Raw genomic sequence first — 15,848 nt, forward strand, 5'->3', positions numbered from 1 at the left:
ACCAACGGCACGGTCAAGACGCTCGATCAGCTCAACACCAAGCTTCAGGCCAACAACCTGACGGCGACGATCGACGCCAACGGCCTGCTGACGGTCTCGACCACCAACGACTACGCGTCCTCGACCATCGGTTCGAGCGCCGCAGGTGGTGCGATCGGCGGTACGCTGACTTCGTCGCTGACGTTCTCGACGGCTTCCACCCCCGTCCAGGATACGGTTGCTCAGACGGCGCGTGCCAATCTGGTGTCTCAGTACAACAACATCCTGAACCAGATCGACACGACCTCGCAGGACTCCTCGTTCAACGGTGTCAACCTCTTGAACGGTGACCAGCTCAAGCTGGTGTTCGACGAAACCGGCAAGTCGAACCTCAGCATCACGGGCGTGACCTACAACTCCAAGGGTCTGGGCCTTGCTGCGTTGACCAGCGGTGTCGACTTCATCGACAACTCCGCGACCAACAAGGTGCTGTCCAACCTGAACGCGGCGTCGAGCACGCTGCGCTCGGAAGCTTCGAGCCTCGGCTCGAACCTCTCGGTGGTGCAGGTTCGTCAGGACTTCAACAAGAGCCTGATCAACGTGCTGCAGACCGGTTCGTCCAACCTGACCCTGGCCGACACCAACACCGAAGCGGCCAACAGCCAGGCGCTGTCGACCCGCCAGTCGATCGCGGTCTCCGCGCTCTCGCTGGCCAACCAGTCGCAGCAGAGCGTGCTGCAGCTGCTCCGCTAACAAGCGGACGACATCGCAAGACGACTACGGCGGCGGGGCTTCGGCCCCGCCGCTTTCTTTTTGTACCGGCATCCAAGTGCCTTTCGGCGAGGTGGAGAGGATGCGTTCGGATGCAGCCAATTGCTCACTCTGAGTTATGGTTGACAAGTCGCAAATGCCTCGCCGCTTCACCAAAAACCATCATGCAATCATGACGATATGACCGAGCACGCTCTTGCTCCGAACGCGGATATGGTGAATCCGGGCAAGGACTGCCGCGACACGCTTCATGCTTTGTTAGCCGTCTGCGTTCACCGTCCCGGCATCGATTAATCCTAATCGAAGTTTGTTTGTTGCGTTGCGTACCAGAAGGGTAACACTCAATGTCCGGTATCGTCCTCTCTTCGTCGGTTCGTCAGAACCTGCTCTCCCTCCAGTCCACCGCTGATCTTCTCGCCACCACACAGAGCCGTCTGTCGACCGGCAAGAGCGTCAACTCGGCCCTGGACAATCCCACCAACTTCTTCACCGCACAGTCGCTCGACAACCGCGCCAGCGACATCAACAACCTGCTCGATGGCATCGCCAACGGCGTGCAGGTGCTGCAGGCGGCCAACACCGGCCTGACCTCGCTGCAGAAGCTGATCGACAGCGCCAAGTCGATCGCCAACCAGGCGCTGCAGACCACGGTCGGTTACTCCACCAAGTCCAACGTCTCCACCACGATCGCCGGTGCGACGGCGGCCGACCTGCGCGGCACGACCAGCTTCGCCAGCGCGACCGCGAGCAGCAACGTGCTGTATAACGGCACGGCCGGCGGCACCACGGCGGCGAACGGCACCACGACGCTCGGCGCCACCATCGGCACCTTCACGGGCACCGCCGGAACGGCCGGCGATGGCACCACGGCCCTGACCGGCGCCATCACCCTGATTGCGACCAACGGCACGACCGCCACCGGCCTGCTCGGCAACGCCCAGCCCGCCGACGGCGACACGCTGACCGTGAACGGCAAGACCATCACCTTCCGCTCGGGCTCTGCTCCAGCGTCGACTGCGGTTGCGTCCGGTTCGGGCGTCAGCGGCAATCTCGTCACCGACGGCAACGGCAACACCACGGTCTATCTCGGTACCGCAGGCACTCCGGCTGCGACCGTCAGCGATCTGTTGACCGCGGTCGATCTCGCCAGCGGAGTCAAGACGGCATCCATCACTGCCGGTGCTGCGACGCTCGCCACCAGCTTCAACCAGACCGCTTCGAGCGTTGGTGCGGGTGCCGTCACGCTGAAGAGCTCGACGGGTGCGGATCTGAGCGTTACCGGCAAGGCCGACCTGCTCAAGGCGCTCGGTCTGACCTCGTCTTCGGGTGCAGGCAATGCCAGCTTGAACGTCAACCGGACTACGACCGCGGGCTCACTGGGTGCGACCATCGCGGATGGTTCGACGCTGAACGTCGACGGTCACGTCATCACCTTCAAGAACGCGCCGATCCCGGGTTCGACCGGTGCTCCGAGCGTTGCGAGCGGCTTCGGTGCGAGCGGCAACGTTCTCACGGACGGCGCCGGCAACTCGACGGTCTACCTCCAGGGCGGCACGATCAACGACGTGCTGAAGGCGATCGACCTTGCCACCGGCGTGCAGACCGCGACGGTCAACGCCAACGGCACCGCGACGCTTGCGACCGCCACCGGCCAGACCAACTCGTCGATCAACGCCTCGGGTCAGCTCAAGATCTCGACCGGCGTCAATGCCGATCTGTCGATCACCGGCACCGGCAACGCGCTCAACGTGTTCGGCCTCGCGGGCAACACCGGCAACGCAACGGCATTCTCCGCCGCCCGCACCTCCGGCATCGGCGGCATTGCCGGCAAGACCTTGACCTTCTCCTCCTTCAACGGCGGCACGGCGGTCAACGTCACCTTCGGCGACGGCACCAACGGCACGGTCAAGACGCTCGACCAACTCAACACGAAGCTCACCGCAAACAACCTCGCGGCGACGATCGACGCCAACGGCTTGCTGACCATCACCGCGTCCAACGACTACGCGTCTTCGACGCTCGGCTCGACGACCGCCGGCGGTGCGATCGGCGGCACGCTGACTTCGGCGCTCACGTTCTCGACGGCTTCCACCCCCGTCCAGGATGGCGTTGCCCAGACGGCCCGTGCGAACCTGGTGGCTCAGTACAACAACATCCTGAACCAGATCGACACGACCTCGCAGGACTCCTCGTTCAACGGCGTCAACCTCTTGAACGGCGACCAGCTCAAGCTGGTGTTCGACGAGACCGGCAAGTCGAGCCTGAACATCACCGGCGTGACCTACAACTCCAAGGGTCTTGGTCTCGCTGCCCTGACCGTCGGCGTCGACTTCATCGACAACGCCGCCGCCAACAGGGTGCTGACCAATCTGAACGCGGCGTCGAGCACGCTGCGCTCGGAAGCCTCGAGCCTCGGTTCGAACCTCTCGGTCGTGCAGATCCGTCAGGACTTCAACAAGAACCTGATCAACGTGCTGCAAACCGGCTCGTCCAACCTGACCCTGGCCGACACCAACGTCGAGGCGGCCAACAGCCAAGCGCTGTCGACCCGCCAGTCCATCGCGGTCTCCGCGCTGTCGCTGGCCAACACCTCGCAGCAGAGCGTGCTCCAGCTGCTTCGCTAATAAGCGGCTGAAATTACTAAATAAAACCGAGCGGCGGGGTCATTTGCCCCGCCGCTCTTTTTTGCGTCCGGAGGCGGGCAGGGGCGTTCACCGGCGGTTAACCCTATCGATTAAACCGGCGTTAACCATACTTTAAAGGACACCTCCTAAAACTGGACAAAAGCCCGCTTTCGAGACCGCGCGGCCGATTCGTATCCGGTTCAAGAGGAAGACTCGCCAATGTCCAACATCGTTCTCTCGGCGTCCGTTCGCCAGAACCTGTTGTCGCTGCAGTCGACGGCCGACTTGCTGGCCACGACGCAGGAGCGGCTGTCGACCGGCAAGAAGGTCAATACCGCGCTCGACAATCCCACCAACTTCTTCACGGCGCAGGGGTTGGACAACCGGGCGAGCGACATCAGCAACCTGCTCGATGGCATCAACAACGGTGTCCAGGTGCTGCAGGCCGCCAATACCGGCATCACCTCGCTGCAAAAGCTGATCGACAGCGCCAAGTCGATCGCCAACCAGGCGCTGCAGACCACGGTCGGCTATTCCACCAAATCCAACGTCTCCACCACCATTCCCGGCGCAACGCCCGCCGACCTGCGCGGCACGACCTCCTATGCGAGTGCGACCGCCAAGAGCAACGTGCTCTATACCGGTGCAGCCGGTGGCACGACCCCGGTCACCGGGACTGCGGCGCTCGGCGCGTCGCTCGGCTCGAGCGCCGGCACCTTTACCGGCACGGCAGCGCTTGCCGCCGACGGCACCACCGCACTCTCCGGCACCGCCACACTGGTCGGCACCACCGCATCCACCACATTCGGGAGTGCGCCTGCGGATGGCGACACCATCACGGTGAACGGCAAGACCATCACCTTCCGCACCGGCATCGCTCCGAGCACGCAACCGACCGGCTGGGGCCTTGATGCCAGCGGACACATTGCCACCGACGGCAACGGCAATTCGATCGTCTATGAAGGAACGGCGGCTGCGCCCGGGGCGACCGTTAACGACGTCCTCACCGCGATCGACCTCGCCAGCGGCGTCAAGACCGCCACGATCAGCGCGAGCGCGGCGACCATCGCGGTCAGCGGTTCGGCGGGTCCCGTCGGTACGCTTCAGGTGGCATCGTCCATCACCGGCGGCCAGGTCACGCTGAAGAGCTCGACCGGCGCCGATCTGAGCGTGACGGGCAAGGCTGACTTCCTCAACAAGCTCGGTCTGACCGCGGCGACCGGCGCAGGCAATGCCGCCGTGACCGCGAACCGGTCGACGACCGCCGGCTCGCTCGGTTCTCTCGTTCAGGACGGCTCGACCCTGAACATCGACGGTCACACCATCACCTTCAAGAACGCGCAGACGCCGCAATCGGCGGCGAGCGTCACGTCGGGTGGCGTCAGCGGCAACATCGTCACCGACGGCAACGGCAACTCGACGGTCTATATCCAGAGCGCGACGCTGACTGACCTGCTCAACGCGGTCGACCTCGCCACTGGCGTCAAGACCGCGAGCATCTTCAACGGCGCGGCGGCGCTGTCGACCACCGCGGGCCAGATCCCGTCGTCGGTCAACAGCAGCGGTCAGCTTGCGCTCTCCACCGGCATCAACGCCGATCTCTCGATCACCGGCACGGGCAACGCGCTCAGCGCGTTCGGCCTCAGCGGCAATACGGGAACGGCCACCGCCTTCACCGCGGCGCGAACCTCCGGTGTTGGCGGTGTCAGCGGCAAGACTCTGACCTTCTCCTCCTTCAACGGCGGTACGCCGGTGAACGTCACCTTCGGCGACGGCACCAACGGCACCGTCAAGACGCTCGACCAGCTCAATGTGCAGCTTCAGGCCAACCACCTGACGGCGACGATCGACGCCAACGGCGTGCTGACGGTCACCACCGTCAACGAATACGCCTCCTCGACCCTTGGCTCGACTGCGGCGGGCGGCGCGGTCGGTGGTACGCTCACCGGCGTGCTCGCCTTCACCACCGCGCAGCCGCCGGTTCAGGATCCCGTCGCGCAGACGGCGCGTTCGAGCCTGGTCAGCCAGTTCAACAACATCCTGGCGCAGATCGACACGACGTCGCAGGACTCGTCCTTCAACGGCATCAACCTGCTCAACGGCGACACGCTGAAGCTGGTCTTCAACGAAACCGGCAGCTCCACGCTCGGCATCAACGGCGTCGTGTTCAACGCGGCCGGCCTCGGCCTCAGCAATCTCGTTCCCGGCACGGACTTCATCGACAACGGTGCCACCAACAAGGTGCTGGCCAGCCTGAATGCCGCCTCGAGCAGGCTGCGCTCGGAAGGATCCTCGCTCGGTTCGAACCTCTCGATCGTGCAGGTGCGTCAGGACTTCTCCAAGAACCTGATCAACGTGTTGCAGACCGGCTCGTCCAACCTGACGCTCGCCGACACCAACGAGGAAGCGGCCAACAGCCAGGCGCTGTCGACCCGCCAGTCGATCGCGGTGTCCGCGCTGTCGCTGGCCAACCAGTCGCAACAGAGCGTGCTGCAGCTGCTCCGCTAATCTCGCAGCGCAAGATCGCCACACGATATATCGCGGCGGGGCTAACGCTCCGCCGTTCTTTTGAGGGAGATCGCTAAGACAAGATTAGCTGAGATCGACACGCATCACGCGAGCGAGTTTACATCGTGCGTGCGTGGATCTAGCGTTGCGCTGACGAAGAGCTCCGCGACCCGTAATTATCCGGAGTGCTTCCAAGCACACATGTAAGCAAATCTTAAGCGGTGCTGCCTAGGGTTGGGAAAGAAATCCTTAAGCGCGTCCAACGCGCTAGGTAACCTCCAGGGTGTGATTGATGTCGAACTCCGCTGCCTCGGCTTACGCGCGCGTTGCAACGACCACTGCATCTCCTCGCGACATCGAGGCGCAGACCCTGCTCAAGGCCGCGAACAAGCTCCAGGATGCGGTGAACAACGCCGATCCGCTCAGCGAGCAGACCATGCAGGCGCTGATGTTCAACCGCAAGCTCTGGACCATCTTCCTGAGCGAGGCGATGCGCGACAACAATCCGCAGCCGATCGACGTCCGGCAGAAGATCGCCAACATCAGCGTGTTCGTGCTGAGCCAGACCGCCGCGCTGCAGATGAGCCCGCAGTTCGATCACTTCCGTCCGCTGATCGAGATCAACCGCAATATCGCTGCGGGCCTGTCCGGACGGCCGTGACGAGGACTCGTGATGGTCGGCGTCGCGAGCATCTTTCGCGCCCGCGCATAGATCGAACGTTCTAGCGAGTGCCTCGGGCCAGCCGCCGTCACAGCGGCGGCATCTCACAATGTGAGCAGGTGCTGATCAACGCCCCGTCGCTTCGCTTCGGCAATACGACGCTCACGCGCCGGTCAGGCGCAGACCAGGAACATCGTCGCCGATCCCGCCACGCTCAATACGCGATCGTCAGGCGCTGACGTCGGTGCTGAGCGGACGCGAGGGCTCGGACTTCATGTCCATTGCATGGAAATAGGCCCGCCGGCGCAGCATCGCTTCGTCGGGGAACTGGTTCACCACCGCGTCGGTCCTGTCGTTGACGACTTGAAAGACGAAGGATGCGGCCGCCTGGTCGAATACGACCTGGCGCGAGACGTTCTCGTGGTTCGGCAGATCGTTGCGCACGGGCGCGCTCGTATCCGCCGCGGCGACCGTCTGGTTCACCGGAAGATCGGTTTGCACAGCCTCGTTCGCCGCCGCATTGGACGTCGTTACGATCTGCACGGGTGCCGGGATCCCCACCGGCCTGATGCTGAAATCTGTACTCATGGCAGCCTCCTGGTTGCCTAACGTGAGTCAAATCCCAACCCCTCTAATAACGCAACCATGGAACACCAGGACTGAAGACCCGGTAAGGAAACGTGACTAACCGCGCGACGATTTCGCCGCGCGGATTTTCGTAAAATTGTCGCTTGTTTTGTGTGCGCTCAGAGCGAGCGGCTGACCGCGAGCGGTGTGATGTGACGCGGACCCGGAGCTGCGCGGCGACCTGCGGCCGTATAGGTGTTCGGCACGTTGCGCTTCTGGATCTCGGCATTGACGCCGCGCACGACGCTTTCGGAGACCGCGTGCGCGGTCGCGAGCACGGTGAGATTGACCTGGAGCATCGCGCGGAAGGCATCGTGGTGGCGATGCAGCGTCGAGAGCAGCTCCGGCGCGGACTTCGCGAGCTGCGCCTGGTTCGCTTTTAACTGGCTGACGGCGCCGACATAGTTTCGCGACAGCTCCTGCTTCTTGCTCTCGAGCGTCATCGCCTCGCGGACCTTGCCGGCGCGAACGAGCTCGGTCTCGCGCTCGATCAGTCCGAGCAGGGCGCTCATCGCGTCCATCAGGTCTTCTGCGAGCTTGCGCGCCTCGGTGCTGCCGGGCGCGGTGTTCGGGCGCTGTTGCATCGGCTGACGTGAGGCGTTGAAATGGTTCATCTCGTTTGACCTTATGCCGTGCGGATCGTTTTCGCCTGCTGCATGATGAGGGTGCGGTAGACTTCGGTGGCGACGCCGACGCCGCCGGCCTTGGCGAAGTTCTTGGAATATTGCTCGGTCAGCATCGAGCGCCACACGCCGGTGCCGGGCGTGTCGCCGAACGGGCCTTCGCCCTTCAGGCCCGAGGTCATCTGCGAGAACATGCTGTTGAGGAACATCGCCTCGAAGTCGGTGGCGGTCTTCTGCGCCCTGGCCTGCTGCTTCGGCGAGACCTTTTGTAGCGCCGCAGCGAGCTCGAAATCGGGCCGGCCGTTGCGGCTCTCGACCGAGAAAGCCGAGGAGGTGGCGAGGCGAGGGATGTTGATCGTGCTGGTCTGCATCACATCACCTCGATGTCGGCTTCGATCGCACCGGCGGCCTTGATTGCCTGGAGGATGCTGATCATGTCGCGCGGACCGATGCCGAGGCCGTTGAGGCCGTCGACGAGCTGCTGGAGCGAGACGCCGTCCTTGACGACGGCCAGCTTCTTGCCGTCCTCCGTGACGGTGACGCTGCTGCGCGGCGCGACCACGGTGCGGCCGCGCGACAGCGGGTTGGGCTGGCTCACCTGCGGGCTCTCGGAGATGGTGACGGTGAGGTTGCCCTGCGCGACCGCGACGGTGGCGACGCGGACGTCGCGCCCCATCACGATGATGCCGCTGCGTTCGTCGATGATGATCTTGGCGGCGAGATCCGGGTCGACCTGGAGCTGCTCGATCTCGGTGAGAAAGGCGACGACGTTGCCCTTGAACTCGGGCGGGACCGAAAGCTGCACCGTCGAGGGATCGATCGGCTCGGCGGTCTTGACGCCGAGATAGTCGTTGACCGCGGCCGCGATCCGTTTGGCGGTGGTGAAATCGGCGTTGCGCAGCGCCAGGCGCACGTTCGGCAGCCGATTGAGCGCGAACTCGATCTCGCGTTCGATGATGGCGCCGTTGGCGATGCGTCCCACGGTCGGAACGCCGCGCACGATCTTGGCCGCCTCGCCCTCGGCCTGGAAGCCGGATATCGCGAGCGAGCCCTGCGCCACCGCGTAGACATTGCCGTCGGCACCTAACAGGGGGGTGACGAGCAGGGTGCCGCCCTGGAGGTTCTTGGCATCGCCGAGCGCAGAGACGGTGACGTCCATGCGCGTGCCCTGGGTGGCGAAGGCCGGCAGATTGCCGGTGACCATCACGGCTGCGACGTTGCCGGTGCGGATGGTGGCGCCGCGGATGTTGACGCCCATGCGCTCGAGCATCGCCTGCAGCGACTGCTTGGTGAAGGGGATGTTGTTGAGCGTGTCGCCGGTGCCGTTGAGGCCGACGACGAGACCGTAACCGATGAGCTGATTCTGCCGCACGCCTTCGATATTGGCGAGGTCCTTGATGCGCGAGGTCGCAGCCGCCGGCGCGAGCGACAGCATCAGCGCCGACAGCGCCGCGCAGGCCACCCCAACAATCCTCACCCAACGAACGCTTGGCATCCTCTGCTCCCCAAGGATCCTCAAAAGGCTCCTCAAATCGGAAGGACCTGCACGACACTCCCATGACGAGCTGGTCCGGCGCTGTCCTTGCGAGGGCTGTGCCAACCCGGGCGGCGTGGATAGGCCGCTGAATAGGTTGAATAAATCTGTTTCGAGCGGTGTCAGCGGGCGTTGTCCCTGAGGAGCGAAACTGCCGCCTGTCGGCAGATTTTGCCGGGCCGTTTACGCGCCGTTAACCATAAGACGGCGAAGGTGACGGCAGTGATCACCCGGATTCCTTCCGATGCGCATCTACGGACCGAACGGCACGACGCTTGGAACGCCGGCCAGCCAGGCCAGGCGGACCGGCTCCGGCACCTTCGTGCTGCCCGACACCTCGTCGGCGCAGGAGACCCGGAGCGCTGCCGCACCAAAGGCCGCCACCAACATCGACGGGCTGCTGGCGCTGCAAGGCGTCGAGGAGGACCCGGTCGAGCGCCGCAAGCGCTCGGTCGTCCGCGGCAGGACCGCGCTCGACGTGCTCGACGATCTCAAGATGGGGCTGTTGGCCGGCAATCTCGACGCCTCGACCGTGATGCGCCTGCGCGATGCTGCGGCGAACCTGAAATCATCCTCCGGCGATCCCGGTCTCGATGCAGTGCTCTCCGAGATCGAGCTGCGCGTCGAGGTCGAGCTCGCCAAGGCCGGACGGGCTTAATCAGACAGGCTGTCGTCGCCCGGCTTGACCGGGCGACCCAGTATTCCAGAGACAGTCATTGTAGAGTCGAGAAGCCGCGGCGTACTGGATGCCCCGGTCAAGCCGGGGCATGACAGCGGAGGTTTGGGGTGCGGAGTGCGCTCCCGCGCGCGCCTACGCCGCTTCCTCCTTCTGCTGCGTGTCGTAGCGGCGCTGGGCGGCGAGAACGTCTTTCAGATTCTGCTCGGCCCAATCGCGCAGCGGATCGACTGCGCCGGCGAGCGTCAGCCCGAGCTGCGTGATCGAATACTCCACCGTGACGGGAACGGTCGCGATGGCATGGCGCCTGATCAGCCCGTCGCGTTCGAGCGATTTGAGAACCTGGCTCAGCATCTTCTGCGAAATTCCTTCGATCGTGCGGCGCAACTGATTGAAGCGCATCGGCTCCTCGCGCAGCAGCAGCAGGATAAGCACCGCCCATTTGTCGCCGATGCGATCGAGAATCTGGCGGGTGGGGCAGTTCGCTGCATAAACGTCGGGTTTCATCGTCGGTCCTCGAAATCCGTTTTCGTCGCTCGCGGTGCGCGTGGCGGTTACCCTTGCGTAATCAGGTAAGCACAAAGTGCTCTCTTAACACCAGCATTCTTTGCGATATCTAGTCACTGTTAGTTACCATAGAAGCAAAGGAGCCTTCCATGAAAATCGCAGTTGCCGGCGCCTCGGGTCGGGCCGGGTCGGAAATCACCAAGGAACTGTCCCGCCGCGGCCATGCGGTCACGGCCATCGCCCGGAACCCCGAGAAGATCGCGGCCCTGCCGAACGTCACGCCGACCAAGGGGGACGTGCTCGACCAGGCGGGGCTTGCCAAGCTGTGGGCCGGGCACGACGTCGCCGTGAGTTCCGTGCACTTCCTGGCCAGCGATGCGCGGAAGCTGATCGGCGCGGCGAAGGACGCCAGGGTTGGTCGTTACCTCGTCGTCGGCGGCGCCGGCAGCCTCGAGGTCGCACCGGGCGTGAAACTGGTCACGACTCCCAATTTTCCGGCCCAATACAAGGCGGAAGCGGAGGCGGGCTCGGTCTTCCTCGACCTGCTGCGGCAGGAAAAGGAGCTGAACTGGACCTTCATTTCGCCGTCGGCCCTGTTCGTCGAGGGGGAACGCACGGGCAAGTTCCGCCTGGGTACCGACCAGCTTCTCGCAGATGCGAACGGCAAGAGCTGGATCAGCTTCGCCGACTACGCCATTGCGCTCGCCGACGAGATCGAGCGGCCGGCCCATCTGCGGCAGCGTTTCACGGTCGGTTACTAGGCTTTCGGCCGCTCCCGGGCCCTCCAGGATAAACCTTCCTGTGCAAGGGCTTGGGGGCGCCGATCGGACGGTGAGGGAAATATTGTCTGTCACAGGTGGCCGCTATATAAGGCCCCGCTCAGCGGACTTCGTTCCGTTGCGCGAGTCGTTGCTTAGACAGATAGGCCGCCCTTGGAAAAGTTGAAAAACTACCGACCGACCGAAAAAGAGCCTTTCATGAACGACCGGCAGAAGGAGTACTTCCGTTTGAAGCTCCTCGCCTGGAAGGATGAGATCCTCAAAGAGTCCAAGCTCACCCTGCAAGCCCTGCAGGAGGAGAACGTGAACCACCCCGATCTCGCCGATCGGGCATCGTCCGAAACCGACCGTGCCATCGAGCTCCGTGCCCGCGACCGCCAGCGCAAGTTGATCGCCAAGATCGACGCCGCGCTCCAGCGGATCGAGGACAACACCTACGGCTATTGCGAGGACACCGGCGAGCCAATTTCTTTGAAGCGGCTCGAGGCCCGGCCCATCGCGACGCTCTCCGTGGAGGCGCAGGAGCGCCACGAGAAGCGCGAGAAGGTCTATCGCGACGAATAGAGCCCGAGCCGCCGCGTGCGGCTCTTTTGTTTTTGGCTCACGGCGTCGCTTGAACGCCGCTGGTCCGGCGCGTAGATTCGCGCCGTCATGATGATTTGCACTCTCAACATCGCATCGGTCTTCTTCCTGGGCTGAGCGCAGGCGCCTCCGCCGCGGAGGCATTGCGTCCCGCAAGTTCGACTTGCGGTTTCCCAACCGATTGAGCCAGCCGGTTCCGCAGTGAGCGGACGATGAGGGCTGGCGAGCCTTTGAGAGATCATCATGACTGCCAATCCGCGCGCGTTCGACGACGCGCAAATAGCCCAATTCATCCGCGACGGCTTTGTCCGGATCGACAATGCTTTCCCTCGTGAGCTCGCCGAGGCCGCCCGCGCCATCATCTGGCGCGATCTGCCATGCAGCGAGCACGACCCCGCGAGCTGGACCCGGCCCGTGGTGCGGCTGCCCTATTATGGCGGTCCGCCGTTCCGGGATGCCATCAACACCGCCGTGCTCCATGCCGCCTTCGACCAGATCGTCGGGCAGGGGCGATGGCGGCCGCGAGGCGACATCGGCACCTTTCCGGTGCGGTTTCCGCATCCGGACGATCCGGGCGACGACGGCTGGCATGTCGATCTCAGCTTTCCCGGCGAGGCCAGCAACCCGAACGAGATGCAGGATTTCTCGGCCTGGCGCGTCAACATCACCTCGCGGGGGCGGGCGCTGCTGCTGCTGTTCCTGTTCTCCGATGTCGGTGACGACGATGCGCCGACGCGGATCCGGGTCGGCTCGCATCTGCCGATGGCGCGCTACCTGGCGCCAGCCGGCGATGCGGGGCGGGCGCACATGATGCTGGAGCAGATGGGGGCCGATTGTCCGGTGGCGCTCGCGACGGGTGCGGCCGGCACGGTCTATCTCTGTCATCCCTTCCTGGTTCATGCCGCGCAGAAGCATCGGGGAACGCGACCGCGCTTCCTGGCGCAACCACCGCTGCATCTCGCCGAGCCGTACCGGCTGGAGCGGAGCGAGGGCGACTACTCGCCGGTCGAGGTCGCCATCCGCCTCGCGCTTGGACGCATTTGACGGAAGCGAAGTCACTGCACGCGGCGTTGTGGCGGGTTCCTGCGCCACAACGCCGCTGTCGTCCGATGCCAATTGCCGGGATCGCGAAAAATGAATCGCGATCAATGGGCTAGAGTCGAATCCTGCATGCTCACGTGAGTTCGCATGAGAAAAAGCCTTCACTTCAGGTGCGGGAAGTTTTGCGAGTCGCATCAAGGAGATCGACCGGCATCTTGAGACGGCGGCGCAGCGGCTTCACGCATCGCTGCAATCAGGGTCTCGTTCCGCGCGGGGCGGGGTGGGCCTGGCGCGTGGCTCCATAAAGACCGGACCAACTCAATATTTCCTTAAGCGGCGGGAGCCCCCCGTATTCGGCCTGGCCGAGCGCCGACCAGCGCTTGTCAGGCGCGGACGGGGATGCTGAACTGAGCCGCAATGTTGCGTAGCGTGGGAGGCGGCGCCGATGGATAAGATTCTCGAATCCGCAAAGGCGATCGCGCTGGCGCGTCGCAATCATGCGCCGCTCGCGGCGCTGGAGCGTCCCCCCATTGATGAGGCCGAGGGCTACCAGGTCCAGCGTGCGGTGCACGATGTGCTGCTGCCGCATCTCGGGCCGCTGGTCGGGTACAAGATCGGCTGCACCAGCCAGGTGATGCAGGACTATATCGGCATCCCGCATCCCTGCGGCGGCGGCGTGTTCCAGAAGGGAGTGCACGACACCGGCGCCAAGCTCGCCGCCTCCAACTATGTCCGGGTCGGGGTCGAATGCGAGATCGCGGTGCGGCTGAAGCGCGACTTGGCCGCCGGCGAGGCGCCGTTCACGGCCGAATGGGTCGGCGAGGCGGTCGAGGCCTATCATCCCGCGATCGAGATCGTTGACGACCGCTACGTGAAGTGGGAGGCGATGGGTGCCCCGATGCTGATCGCCGACGATTTCTTCGCAGCCGGCTGCGTGCTGGCTCCGGCGGTTCCGCGCTCGTCGGTGCCGGACCTGAAGGCGGTCAAGGGCCGCGCCATCCTCAACGGCGAGGAGGTCAGCCACGGCACCGGCGCCGACGTGCTCGGTCATCCCCACAACGCGCTCGCCTGGCTCGCCAACCATCTCGCCGCCGAAGGCAAGAGTCTTCACGCGGGACAGCTCGTGCTCACCGGCAGCCTGGTCAAGACGCTGTGGCTGAAGGCCGGCGACAAGGTGCGGATGGAACTGGACGGGCTGGGGACGGTGGAGGTGAAGTTTACCTGAGAGGCACCGGTAGTCCCCGCAGTCATTCCCCGCGAAGGCGGGGAATCCAGTACGCCGCGCTGCACCAGTACAATCACGAATATCTCGGAGTACTGGATCGTCCGCCTTCGCGGACGATGACAGAGGGGGTGGCTTGAATGCTGTACCCTCATCCACGTCATTGCGAGCGAAGCGAAGCAATCCAGAATCTTTCCGCGGTGACAGTCTGGATTGCTTCGCTTCCGTCTTCGCTCTTTGAGCTTTGGCGGACAAGCCGCTCGCAAGGACGGCATGCGGCGACAGCGTTGCCAAAATGTCGCGAGCCTCTATCGTGATGTGCAGTTTCTGACTCCATCCGACAGAGACATCTTGCGCCCGCCGGCGATCGGGTCTATGAGCCCCGTCCCATTCAACCTGCGCTTCAACAATGAGGAGACCAGCCGTGAACAGTCTGTGGCGATCGACACGCTCCGTGCCGACGCTCTCGCTGCGTCCGGCTGACAGTCATCCAATCATGTTGAACGACAATGGCACATTCATTGATTCAGCGCCGGCGGGAGGCCGAGCGCGCGCGGGTTGAAGCCTACGAGCTGTCGCTGCGGCATGTGTCGCAGCGGACGCGTCCTCCACCGGATTTCGAGACCGCGATCTACGACGCCAGGCGTGGCTTCGAGGCCGACATCGTGCGCGATGCCGAGGCCTGGAAGCCGCGGATGAAGACTCGCGATGCCGCGCGTCTTCGTCTTGCCGCGGCTCGCTATCTCTTTGCGCGTTATCCTGTCGCAGAACATCTGGAGCATATCTGGATCGACGGCGCGGGACTGGGCGCCGGCGAGATCCATTTGCGCAAGCGCTGGTACATCGCGGCGGCCGGCGGCGGTTCGCTCTACGCTGCCGGTGCGGCCGAATGGCTGTCTCGCAAGGAGGTCCATGCGTTCCTCAATCCTTTGGGGAGCGTTGGCTTCGAGGCTGCGGTCTGGCAGGCCATCGCGCGATCCTATGCGAACGATCCCGCCGTTGCGATGCGGATCGCGCGCACCAGGATCACGCAGACGCCGCGCGCTCAGCATCGCTTCTGGCGAGATGTGGTGCGCTTCTTCTGCGCGCATCCCACCACGGTCGAGGACATGGATGACTTCCACGATTACCTCGCCGATTGCCACCGGCGTGATCCGGAGTACACCCCTAAGGGGCGTTCACTGATCTCGCTTGGTCGGCAGATGCGCGATTGGCATCGCGATCTCGATGCGATCGCTCGTATCGAGGCCGCACGCCGTCGCGCCGAGGCTGCGCGAAACCGTGCGCGTGGGCTGGCAGCAAGCCCCGAGCAGATCGAGGACCGTTGGCTCGGTGTAGCGATCGCGGACTGGTCATGGACGACGTCGTCCAAGGACCGGGCCAAGCGTGAGGAGTACGTTGTGGTCCAGTTGCGGACCGCAGCCGCTCTCGTGGCTGAGACGCGGGGTATGCGTCACTGCGTCGCCACTTACGCGACAAAGTGCATTGCCGGGCATGCGTCGATCTGGTCGCTCCGTCGCCGTGCCTCGGGCGATGTCCAGCGGCTGCTGACCATCGAGCTGGATACCCGTTCCCGGGCGGTTCAGGTTCGCGGGTTTGCAAACCGTCCGCCGCTAGCGGAGGAGAGTAAGATCCTGGAGCGGTGGGCGCAAGCACGCGGGATCATGCTGCTGTGAGAGTTGCCTGCGCCGCTTTCCGCGGCGCAGGCAAAATA

15 protein-coding genes are annotated in these 15,848 nt (G+C 64.2%); 10 read left to right on the plus strand and 5 right to left on the minus strand.

Going from position 1 to position 15,848, the window contains the following annotated elements; all coding sequences use genetic code 11:
• From GA0061098_RS31830 to flaF, 4 genes are all read left to right on the plus strand, one after another.
• Positions 1-732: flagellin (locus GA0061098_RS31830; RefSeq protein WP_283808016.1), on the plus strand; the 732-nt coding region annotated here is incomplete at its 5' end.
• A gap of 362 nt (positions 733-1,094) precedes the next feature.
• Positions 1,095-3,374 (plus strand): DUF1522 domain-containing protein, encoded by a 2,280-nt coding sequence (locus tag GA0061098_RS31835; RefSeq protein WP_091965423.1) that lies wholly within the window; start codon positions 1,095-1,097, stop codon positions 3,372-3,374.
• Positions 3,375-3,593: 219 nt separating this feature from the next.
• On the plus strand, positions 3,594-5,882 hold the full coding sequence (locus tag GA0061098_RS31840) for a DUF1522 domain-containing protein (RefSeq protein WP_091965424.1): 2,289 nt from the start codon (positions 3,594-3,596) through the stop codon (positions 5,880-5,882).
• A 292-nt stretch (positions 5,883-6,174) separates the two neighbouring features.
• Complete coding sequence (gene flaF / locus GA0061098_RS31845) at positions 6,175-6,543, plus strand: flagellar biosynthesis regulator FlaF (RefSeq protein WP_008554779.1); 369 nt, start codon at positions 6,175-6,177, stop codon at positions 6,541-6,543.
• A gap of 228 nt (positions 6,544-6,771) precedes the next feature.
• Here flaF and GA0061098_RS31850 read toward each other — a convergent pair whose 3' ends face one another.
• The 4 genes from GA0061098_RS31850 to GA0061098_RS31865 all read right to left on the minus strand — a co-directional run bounded on the left by GA0061098_RS31850 (position 6,772) and on the right by GA0061098_RS31865 (position 9,288).
• Positions 6,772-7,131 carry a hypothetical protein gene (locus tag GA0061098_RS31850; RefSeq protein WP_091965425.1) on the minus strand — a complete coding sequence of 120 codons (360 nt, stop codon included), beginning with the start codon at positions 7,129-7,131 and terminating at the stop codon, positions 6,772-6,774.
• 158 nt (positions 7,132-7,289) lie between these two features.
• On the minus strand, positions 7,290-7,784 hold the full coding sequence (locus GA0061098_RS31855) for a hypothetical protein (RefSeq protein ID WP_091965426.1): 495 nt from the start codon (positions 7,782-7,784) through the stop codon (positions 7,290-7,292).
• An 11-nt stretch (positions 7,785-7,795) separates the two neighbouring features.
• On the minus strand, positions 7,796-8,164 hold the full coding sequence (gene flgJ / locus GA0061098_RS31860; RefSeq protein ID WP_165637728.1) for a flagellar assembly peptidoglycan hydrolase FlgJ: 369 nt from the start codon (positions 8,162-8,164) through the stop codon (positions 7,796-7,798).
• Positions 8,164-9,288: a flagellar basal body P-ring protein FlgI gene (locus tag GA0061098_RS31865; protein ID WP_091965428.1), complete on the minus strand. Its 1,125-nt coding sequence runs from the start codon at positions 9,286-9,288 to the stop codon at positions 8,164-8,166. The genes flgJ and GA0061098_RS31865 overlap by 1 nt, the downstream gene beginning before the upstream one ends.
• Before the next feature lie 283 nt (positions 9,289-9,571).
• On the opposite strand from GA0061098_RS31865, the gene GA0061098_RS31870 reads away from it, so the two are divergent.
• Complete coding sequence (locus GA0061098_RS31870; RefSeq protein ID WP_091965429.1) at positions 9,572-9,985, plus strand: flagellar assembly protein FliX; 414 nt, start codon at positions 9,572-9,574, stop codon at positions 9,983-9,985.
• A gap of 153 nt (positions 9,986-10,138) precedes the next feature.
• Here GA0061098_RS31870 and GA0061098_RS31875 read toward each other — a convergent pair whose 3' ends face one another.
• A complete protein-coding gene (locus GA0061098_RS31875) occupies positions 10,139-10,510 on the minus strand; it encodes a winged helix-turn-helix transcriptional regulator (RefSeq protein WP_091965430.1) in 372 nt (123 codons plus the stop codon).
• Between the two features lie 149 nt (positions 10,511-10,659).
• On the opposite strand from GA0061098_RS31875, the gene GA0061098_RS31880 reads away from it, so the two are divergent.
• The 5 genes from GA0061098_RS31880 (at position 10,660) to GA0061098_RS31905 (ending at position 15,810) form a co-directional block, all read left to right on the plus strand.
• Complete coding sequence (locus GA0061098_RS31880; RefSeq protein WP_091965431.1) at positions 10,660-11,271, plus strand: NAD(P)-dependent oxidoreductase; 612 nt, start codon at positions 10,660-10,662, stop codon at positions 11,269-11,271.
• A 216-nt stretch (positions 11,272-11,487) separates the two neighbouring features.
• Positions 11,488-11,853 (plus strand): RNA polymerase-binding protein DksA, encoded by a 366-nt coding sequence (gene dksA, locus GA0061098_RS31885; RefSeq protein WP_008554760.1) that lies wholly within the window; start codon positions 11,488-11,490, stop codon positions 11,851-11,853.
• A 261-nt stretch (positions 11,854-12,114) separates the two neighbouring features.
• Entirely contained in the window at positions 12,115-12,915 is an 801-nt protein-coding gene (locus tag GA0061098_RS31890; RefSeq protein ID WP_091965432.1) for a phytanoyl-CoA dioxygenase family protein, read from the plus strand.
• 442 nt (positions 12,916-13,357) lie between these two features.
• Positions 13,358-14,137: a 2-keto-4-pentenoate hydratase gene (locus GA0061098_RS31895; protein WP_091965433.1), complete on the plus strand. Its 780-nt coding sequence runs from the start codon at positions 13,358-13,360 to the stop codon at positions 14,135-14,137.
• 506 nt (positions 14,138-14,643) lie between these two features.
• Positions 14,644-15,810 (plus strand): PcfJ domain-containing protein, encoded by a 1,167-nt coding sequence (locus GA0061098_RS31905; protein WP_091965435.1) that lies wholly within the window; start codon positions 14,644-14,646, stop codon positions 15,808-15,810.
• The last annotated feature ends 38 nt before the right edge of the window (positions 15,811-15,848 follow it).

Origin of the sequence: Bradyrhizobium shewense (genome assembly GCF_900094605.1) — a bacterium.
GTDB lineage: Bacteria > Pseudomonadota > Alphaproteobacteria > Rhizobiales > Xanthobacteraceae > Bradyrhizobium > Bradyrhizobium shewense.